This is a genomic window from Geomobilimonas luticola (assembly GCF_018476905.1).
Taxonomy (GTDB): Bacteria; Desulfobacterota; Desulfuromonadia; order Geobacterales; family Geobacteraceae; genus Geomobilimonas; species Geomobilimonas luticola.
Genome location: NZ_JAHCVK010000007.1, coordinates 113890 through 121708 on the forward strand (window position 1 = coordinate 113890; position 7819 = coordinate 121708).

A 7819-nucleotide genomic window follows, 5' to 3' on the forward strand; every position below is an offset into this window, starting at 1 on the left:
CTGGATGACTGAACAGAAGGGGCCTCATACCTCCAGAATAACGACGGATAGCAGCCATGCATCCCTGTGGAAGATTTTTATATCGGTCATAGCGATTGTTCTTTTTGCCGAAGCCACGATCATGCTGGTTCTTCAGTTGTTTTTCTCCTCGCGGGCTCCTGCAGAGCGAGCATTTATCGATGTTTTTTTTCTCACCGTCATCCTCGTCCCCACCTTGTACTTTTTTGTCACGAAGCCCCTCCTCGGTGAAATGTTGGAGAGCCTGCGCGCAGAGCAGGAACTTTCAGCTGCCTATCTGCAACTCCAGGAACGGAAGACCTTTGTAGAATCGGTCCTGACCAATATGCAGAGCGGCATCCTCGTTACTGACCCAGAATGCCAGATCAAGCTGGCTAACCCCTACGTCCTTGATTTCTTCAAATCAAGCCTGGAGGATATGATCGGCCGAAACTTAGCGGACATTGCTCCTGCTCTGTGTGATGCGGTCCGTACCGGTAGGGATACGGGCGAGGTGCCGCTCCATTATGACATATCCGACATAATCGTAGGGTTCCGCAGGTTTGACCTTAAGTCTCCCGACAGGGCAGTTACCGGTCATATCGTTTCCTTTATCGATCTTACCGAAATCATCAGCATTCGCCGCGACCTGAGAATCAAGGAGCGGCTGGCGACCATGGGGGAGGTCGTGGCACGGGTTGCCCACGAAATCCGCAATCCTCTCTTCGGGATGACCGCCGTTGGGCAGATATTGTCAAAGGAGCTCGCCCTGACCCCCCCCCAGAAGGAGCTCATGGATTCACTTCTCAAAGAGGCCGGCAGGCTTAATCGCATGGTGGACGACCTGCTCTTCTGCTCCCGGGAGCCGAAACTGAATCGGCAGCTGTTCCCGTTGAAACAGATGATCGAAGAAACACTTCTGATCAACGCACCCTTTGCCGCCGATCGAGGAGTGACCATGCGTTCGGATTTGACCGAACAGCGGGTAATGGTGGATGGGGATCAGGAGAAAATCGAGCAGGTGCTTCTGAATGTCCTGAAAAATGCCATCGAGGCGACACCGGGGGGGGGCAGCGTCGACGTAACGCTCGTTGCCGATCGGAAGGGGACACAGATAATGGTCTCCGATTCGGGGACCGGGATTCCCGACGACATCATGGAAAAGCTGTTCGACGTCTTTTTTACGACGAAGAAACACGGAGCGGGACTGGGTCTGAGTATCAGCAGAACCATCATCGAGTCGCACAATGGGACCCTGACAGCCCATAACAATCCTGACGGAGGGGCAACGTTCGTAATCGCGCTTCCCCAGCAGGGTAGGGTGGCATGAGAGCACTGGTTATAGATCGTGCCGACCGTACCCGTGCACAATTGTGCGGTTTCCTGAGAAATCGGGGATACGAGGTCGCTGTTGCCGATACGGGAGAGGAGGGAAAGCGGCTGACAAAGGAGTTTGTCCCAACGGTGGCTTTTGTTGCCCAGCATCTCCCCGACATGGGAGGGGACCTTCTCATCCCGCCGCTGACCAGCCAGGACGCCGGTACGCGGGTCATGATACTGGCGGAAGCTGTCGAACTCGACAAGGCGGTGCATGCCATGAAGCATGGTGCGGAGTATTATTTTGCCAAGCCACTCGACTTCGATCATGTGGGGATGATTCTTGACGGTGTCGAGGCATTGCAGCACTCTTCACGCGAAAATGAGCTTTCCCGGCGTCTCGATCGGCGAAAGTCGAGCAGGACCCCTACCATCGGCGAATCGCCACAGATCATCAAGGTACAGCGTCTTATCAAGCTTCTCTCCCAGAACCCTACGACGCCGGTTCTCATCATGGGGGAATCGGGAAGCGGCAAGGAACTTGTTGCCCGATCGATCCACGAACTGAGTCTGGTTTCCGGCCCGCTGGTGGAGATCAATTGTGCATCCCTGTCCGAAGCCCTGCTGGAGTCCGAACTGTTTGGCCATGAAAAGGGGGCTTTCACCGACGCTAAGGTGCAGAAGAAAGGGCTTTTTGAAATAGCGGCCGGTGGCACCATCTTTTTCGATGAGTTGGGAGAGATGCCCCTCACCATCCAGGCCAAACTTCTCAAGGTGCTCGATACCCACCTTTTCCGCCGGGTTGGCGGCACGACCGATATCAGAAGCAGTGCGCGATTCATGGCGGCGACCAACAGGGACCTCCCCCTGCTTGTCCGGGAAGGAAAGTTCCGGGAAGATCTCTACTACCGGATAAATGTACTTCCGATTAAGCTTCCTTCTCTTCGTGACCGTGGCAACGATATCCTCCTCCTGGCGGACCACTACGTGCGCCTGCTGGGGGATTCCATGGGAAGGGGCTACATGCGGCTGGCTCCGCCGGTTGAAGATATGCTGCTGGCCTACCGCTGGCCAGGCAATGTTCGCGAGTTGCGCAATGTTGTCGAACGGGCTCTTATACTGGCGGGGAACGGCCCCATAGCTCCCGAGCATCTCCCGTCCGAGATCAGAGGAATACCTTCTGTCGGGAAGAGTGGCGGGGAAAACACGCGACTGCTTCCCCTCTGGCAGGTGGAAGAGGAGCACATCCGTCAGGTGCTCCATGCTACCAATGACAACCACTCTCGTACCGCCGCCATTCTGGGCATCAGCCGCTCAACCCTCCTGGCAAAACTCAAGCGGATGGCACAGGTGCCCTGAAGTCGTACATGTACGAAATTCGGACACCAGGCGTGACCGCCGTTGAACGCATCTCAATCCCCCGCCTTTACAGACCTTCCTAAAGATTAATTCATCCGTAGCGGAAATAGCTTCATATATTACTGTACGAAGTTCGTACAGTTGTGGGTGATCAATCCCCCAGCGATATCGTAACTATTTGTTAGCAGGCGATATTTTTGCCTGGTATCCATTTGGCACGATGTGTGCTCTTTCGTTAACACAAATTATTTTGAACCTGCAAGGAGGGCCCAAACAATCATGAAAAAAATCCTCATCGTTGACGACGAACAATCCATCCTTCTCAGTCTTTCCTATGCGTTGAAGACCGAAGGTGTGGAAGTCATAACCTGCAATGAAATAGAGCAGGCCGAAGAAGCGCTGGCAAATGCCCACTTCGATCTTGTCATTGCCGATATCCGGATGTCGGGGGTCAATGGCATCGAGGGGCTTGAACTCCTGAAGTACATCAAGGAGCGGTATTCCACCGAAGTAATCATTATGACCGGTTATGGTACTGCCGAAATCGAGACCCTCGCCTACACGCTCGGGGCGCTCCATTTTTTCAACAAACCGGTCGATATCACGGAACTCCTGTCGACGATCGAGAAGATCGGGATTCCGGTAAAAGGTTAACGGACGCTATCTGTTACCACTCTCATAGTCAGTGAGGAAAGTATGCTCAACAAAGTTCTCGTGGTTGACGATTCGGCGCTTATTCATCAGATGTACCGACTGGTTTTGTCACGCTACGCGTGCGAGATCGCCGATGCCATGAACGGCCAGGAGGCGCTGGACGTGCTGGCCCAACAGGACGATATCCAGTTGATACTGCTCGACATCAACATGCCGGTCATGAACGGCGTTCAGTTCCTCGAAAAGGCTACTGCTCTCGGGATTCAGCGTCGCCTTCCCATAATCGTCATCAGCACCGAAGGGAAGGAAGAGGATACGCTTAGAGCCCTCAAGCTGGGTGCGAAGGGGTATCTGAAAAAACCCTTTGCACCACCTGATCTCTACGCGTTGATCGAACAGATCATTCCTGGCGCAGCGCCTGCGCAGACTGCAAAAGCCTAGAGGGGGATACGTTGGACACCATTGATATCTCGATTCTGCTCGACGAATACCTGGAAGACGCGTCGACCCATCTGGAGGCGGTGGAAGCCGGCCTTCTGGAACTGGAGCGACGTGCAGGCGAGACTCCCGACCGCTCGATTACGACCCTGCTCCTCGGTAATCTCCATACCCTGAAGGGGAATTCGGGGATGCTGGGGCTCACGCCGGTGCAGCAGTATGTACACAAACTGGAAAGCGTGCTCAAGGCAGTTTCGGAGCGGTCAACGCCATTGCCGGCCTCGTTTTACGAGACCTTCTACGGTGCCATCAACGTGCTGCGGGAAACCCTGCGCCGGCTTGCTGCAGATCCCCGGGAGCAGCTTGATTTCACCGATGAAATCATGGCCCTCGATTATGCGCTTGCCGGCGATGAAGCCGAATCAACCTCAGCGCCGCTTCCTCTCCCCAAGAAGGATGACTTTGCCTACATCACCCAGAAGTCCACAACCCTGCGGGTCAATTTCGAAAAGCTCGACGAACTGCTGAACCTGGTGGGGGAGTTGGTCATTCACCGCACCTCGCTGTTGGCTCTGGAAAAGCGGGTCAAGGATACGGTCCAGGACCGGCAGCTTCTGGAAGCGTTTGCGGAGTCGAGCCAGCTGATCGGCAAAAGCGCCGGCGACCTGCGGGAGGCGATCATGAAAGCCCGCATGCTGCCGGTCAAGGTGGTGTTCCAGCGCTTTACCCGCCTGGTGCGGGACCTGTCTCTCCAACACGGCAAAGAGATCAAGCTTGAATTCGAAGGTGAAGGGACTGAGCTGGACAAGACCGTCATCGACGAGATCGGCGAACCGCTCCTCCACCTGATCCGTAATGCGATCGATCACGGCATCGAAAAACCGGCTGCACGGCGCAAGCTGAAGAAGCCCGCTGTCGGGACGATCCGCCTGTCGGCACGGCACGAAAGCAGCCATATCATCATCTCCGTCCAGGACGACGGGGGGGGGATCGATGGGGACAAGGTGCGGAAACAGGCATTGCACAAGGGGCTGATCGACAGTGAACAGGCAAGCTCCATGGATGATTACGAAGCGATGCAACTGCTCTTTCTCCCCGGTTTTTCCACCAGCAAGGAAGTGACCGAAACATCCGGCCGGGGGATCGGTCTCGACGTGGTGAAGAACACCGTCAACTCATTTAACGGGTTGATTGACATCGACAGCCGACTTGGCGAGGGGACCATCTTCACCATCAAACTCCCCCTGACCCTGGCGATCATCAATGCCCTTATGGTCGAGGTGGCAGGGGAGACCTTCGCCATCCCTCTTTCCGGCGTTCTTGAGAGCATCAAGGTCGCCACCGGCGACATACACCAGGTGGCAGACGGTGAGATCATCCAGTTGCGGGAAAGGCTTCTTCCCATCATCCATCTCGACCGTTTCTTCGGCCTGGCGCGGACAAAGGGCAACGACGAAGAATACGTCGTCGTAGTCGGAAGCGGCGAGAAACGTGGCGGAATGGTCGTGGACCGGCTCATCGGCCAGCAGGAAGTGGTTATCAAGGGGATGGACGACTATTTGGGAGATGTGCCGGGAATATCAGGGGCAACCGTGCTGGGGGATGGCAGGGTCGCCCTGATACTCGACATCGCATCGCTTGTACAGAAAACCAGACGAGGAGGCACCCATGGCTGACAATACTAACGAGATGGTCTTGCCCCAATCGGGACTGGCGGAGGATATCCTCGCCCAGTTCGTGGGGAAGGCCCAACAGGAGCTGGATGCCACTGCGACGGCCGTGGCGGCACAGCAGGAAGAACAGCTGCACCACCTGGTCACCTTCACCCTGGGGCGCGAGGAGTATGGGGTGGATATCGCCAGCGTCCAGGAGATCATCCGGGCGACGGACATCACCCCGGTTCCCGGTGCACCCGCCCATGTACGGGGGGTGATCAACCTGCGGGGAAAGATCATCCCGGTGGTGGATCTGCGGAGCCGGTTCCGGATGGCGGCGGGGACAGAGGCGGGAGCAGAGGCAAGCGACGCCCGGCGGATCATCGTCATCGAGTTGAAGGGGAAACGTCTCGGAATGCAGGTGGACGCGGTCTCCCAGGTGATCAAGGTATCCTCGTCCGTCATCGAGGAGATGCCGGAAGAGGCGATCACCCTGGACCAGAACTACATCAAGGGGGTCGGGAAGCTGGAGGGACGGCTCATCATCATCCTCGACCTGAACAGGTCACTGCTTTTGACGGACGGGAATTGACCTGCGGCAGGATAGCCTGCAGGGAACCGATATACGTAATTTACCAATAAATACGAGGGGGATGGAAAATCATGCTGAAGAATATGAAGATCGGTGGGCGGTTGACGTTCGGATTCGCCGTGATGCTCCTTATCATGCTCGTGGTGAGCGGTGCGGGTTTCTGGGGGGTCAGGACCAGCACGGAAAAGACAATCGAAATAATCAGGGGAGATGCCTCCATTTCCGAACATGCCGCCCGGGCCCGGGCCAACGTCATTGGTCTCAGACGCCACGAGAAGGACATGTTCCTCAACGTCACCGATCCGGAGAAAGTGGCGGACTACGACAAGAAGTGGAATGAGCAGCTCGAGCATCTCAATGCCCGGTTGGCCGACCTGGAAAAGATCGTGGTTCTGCAGAAGGAAAAAGACGAGGTCAAGGCCATGAAGGCGGATATCGTCGATTACGTTAAAGGATTTACCAAGATCCACAACGATATCGTCGCCGGTCGCATCAAGAGCCCCGAGGAGGGGAACAAGGCGATCGGTCAGTACAAGGATGAAATGCATCGGCTGGAAGCGACCGCAAAGGAATTGTCCGACGAGTCCAACAAGCGGATGGACGAGACCGAACCCCTTTTCAAGGCGCTCGCCCGGCAGACCTATACCGTACTTGCCATGTGCGTTGTCCTTGCAATTATTCTGTGCGTGGCTCTTGGCGTCATCATTACCCGGAGTATCACCGCCCCCGTCAATGCCGCCCTGGGGGTTGCCAACAAAATCGCCGACGGCGATCTGACCGTCTCCATCGAGGCCACCACGCGTGACGAGGTGGGGCAGTTGCTGGCAGCCATGGCCAAGATGGCGGAGAGTCTGCGGGGGATAATAGGTCGGATACGGTCGACGTCGGATGATGTGGCATCGGCGGCCAACGAGATATCCAGTGGTTCGGAGCAGCTGAACCGTGCGGCCAGCAGTCAGGCTTCGGCAGCGGAAGAGACCTCGGCGACCATGGTGCAGATGGCGGCTTCCATCCAGACGGTGGCGGGGAATGCGGATGCGCTGGCCTCCAACGTGGAAGAGGTTTCCTCGTCGGTGCAGGAGCTGGGTGCCTCCAGCGAGCAGGTTTCCAAGAGCGCCGAGGTGATGGCGTCGTCGGTGGCCGAGACCTCGGCCACCATCGAGCAGATGACCGTCTCCATCGACCGGGTGGCCCAGAGTGCCGAGGAACTGGCGTCGTCGGTATCCGAGACCTCCTCCACCATCGAGCAGATGACGGTCTCCGTCGACCAGGTGGCGGGGAACACCCAGGAGCTGCAGCAGGTGGCCACCGACACGGCAGCGACCGTCGAGCAGCTGGCCATCTCCATCCGGGAGTCGGCGAAGAACATCGAGTCGGCGGACGACGTTGCCAAGGCGGCGGCCAAGGAAGGGTCTGCCGGTCAGGAAGCGGTGCAGCAGGCATTGGCGGCCATGGAGCGGGTGGGGAGCGTCATCGACAAGACCGCCTTATCCATTGCCAACCTGGGGAAACGGTCCGAAGAGATCGGGAGCATCGTCCGGGTGATCAACGAGATAGCGGACCAGACGAACCTGCTGGCATTGAACGCGGCCATCGAGGCGGCGCGGGCGGGGGATGCGGGGCGTGGTTTTGCGGTGGTGGCGGAAGAGGTGAGAAAGCTGGCGGAGCGGAGCGTCAACGCCACCAGGGAGATTGGCGAGGTAATCAAGCAGGTGCAGGCGGACACCGGCGACTCGGTGAAATACGGCGAGCTGGCGGCCCAGGAGGCGCGGGCGTCCATGGAACTGTCGGGTGCGGCGGGTAACGC

General features: G+C 57.2%; 7 protein-coding genes. All 7 read left to right on the top strand.

Annotated features, from left to right (window positions below):
• The first annotated feature begins 4 nt into the window (after positions 1-4).
• On the top strand, positions 5-1327 hold the full coding sequence (locus KI810_RS13795) for a sensor histidine kinase (protein ID WP_214176142.1): 1323 nt from the start codon (positions 5-7) through the stop codon (positions 1325-1327).
• Positions 1324-2673, top strand: coding sequence for a sigma-54-dependent transcriptional regulator (locus tag KI810_RS13800; RefSeq protein WP_214176143.1), 1350 nt, complete (start codon positions 1324-1326; stop codon positions 2671-2673). Before KI810_RS13795 ends, KI810_RS13800 begins: the two co-directional genes overlap by 4 nt.
• Before the next feature lie 279 nt (positions 2674-2952).
• The gene (locus KI810_RS13805; RefSeq protein WP_214176144.1) at positions 2953-3327 is read left to right on the top strand and encodes a response regulator; all 375 of its coding nucleotides are present in this window, start codon (positions 2953-2955) and stop codon (positions 3325-3327) included.
• 42 nt (positions 3328-3369) lie between these two features.
• A complete protein-coding gene (locus KI810_RS13810; RefSeq protein ID WP_214176145.1) occupies positions 3370-3768 on the top strand; it encodes a response regulator in 399 nt (132 codons plus the stop codon).
• 11 nt (positions 3769-3779) lie between these two features.
• Positions 3780-5441 (top strand): chemotaxis protein CheA, encoded by a 1662-nt coding sequence (locus KI810_RS13815; RefSeq protein WP_214176146.1) that lies wholly within the window; start codon positions 3780-3782, stop codon positions 5439-5441.
• Positions 5434-6012, top strand: a complete 579-nt coding sequence (locus KI810_RS13820; RefSeq protein ID WP_214176147.1) for a chemotaxis protein CheW — start codon at positions 5434-5436, stop codon at positions 6010-6012. The genes KI810_RS13815 and KI810_RS13820 overlap by 8 nt, the downstream gene beginning before the upstream one ends.
• Before the next feature lie 71 nt (positions 6013-6083).
• The coding region (locus tag KI810_RS13825; protein WP_214176148.1) for a methyl-accepting chemotaxis protein at positions 6084-7819 on the top strand (1736 nt) is incomplete at its 3' end.

Coding starts and splice junctions, on each gene's coding strand:
- KI810_RS13795 (WP_214176142.1), top strand. CDS start 5: ATGACTGAACAGAAGGGGCCTCATACCTCCAGAATAACGACGGATAGC.
- KI810_RS13800 (WP_214176143.1), top strand. CDS start 1,324: ATGAGAGCACTGGTTATAGATCGTGCCGACCGTACCCGTGCACAATTG.
- KI810_RS13805 (WP_214176144.1), top strand. CDS start 2,953: ATGAAAAAAATCCTCATCGTTGACGACGAACAATCCATCCTTCTCAGT.
- KI810_RS13810 (WP_214176145.1), top strand. CDS start 3,370: ATGCTCAACAAAGTTCTCGTGGTTGACGATTCGGCGCTTATTCATCAG.
- KI810_RS13820 (WP_214176147.1), top strand. CDS start 5,434: ATGGCTGACAATACTAACGAGATGGTCTTGCCCCAATCGGGACTGGCG.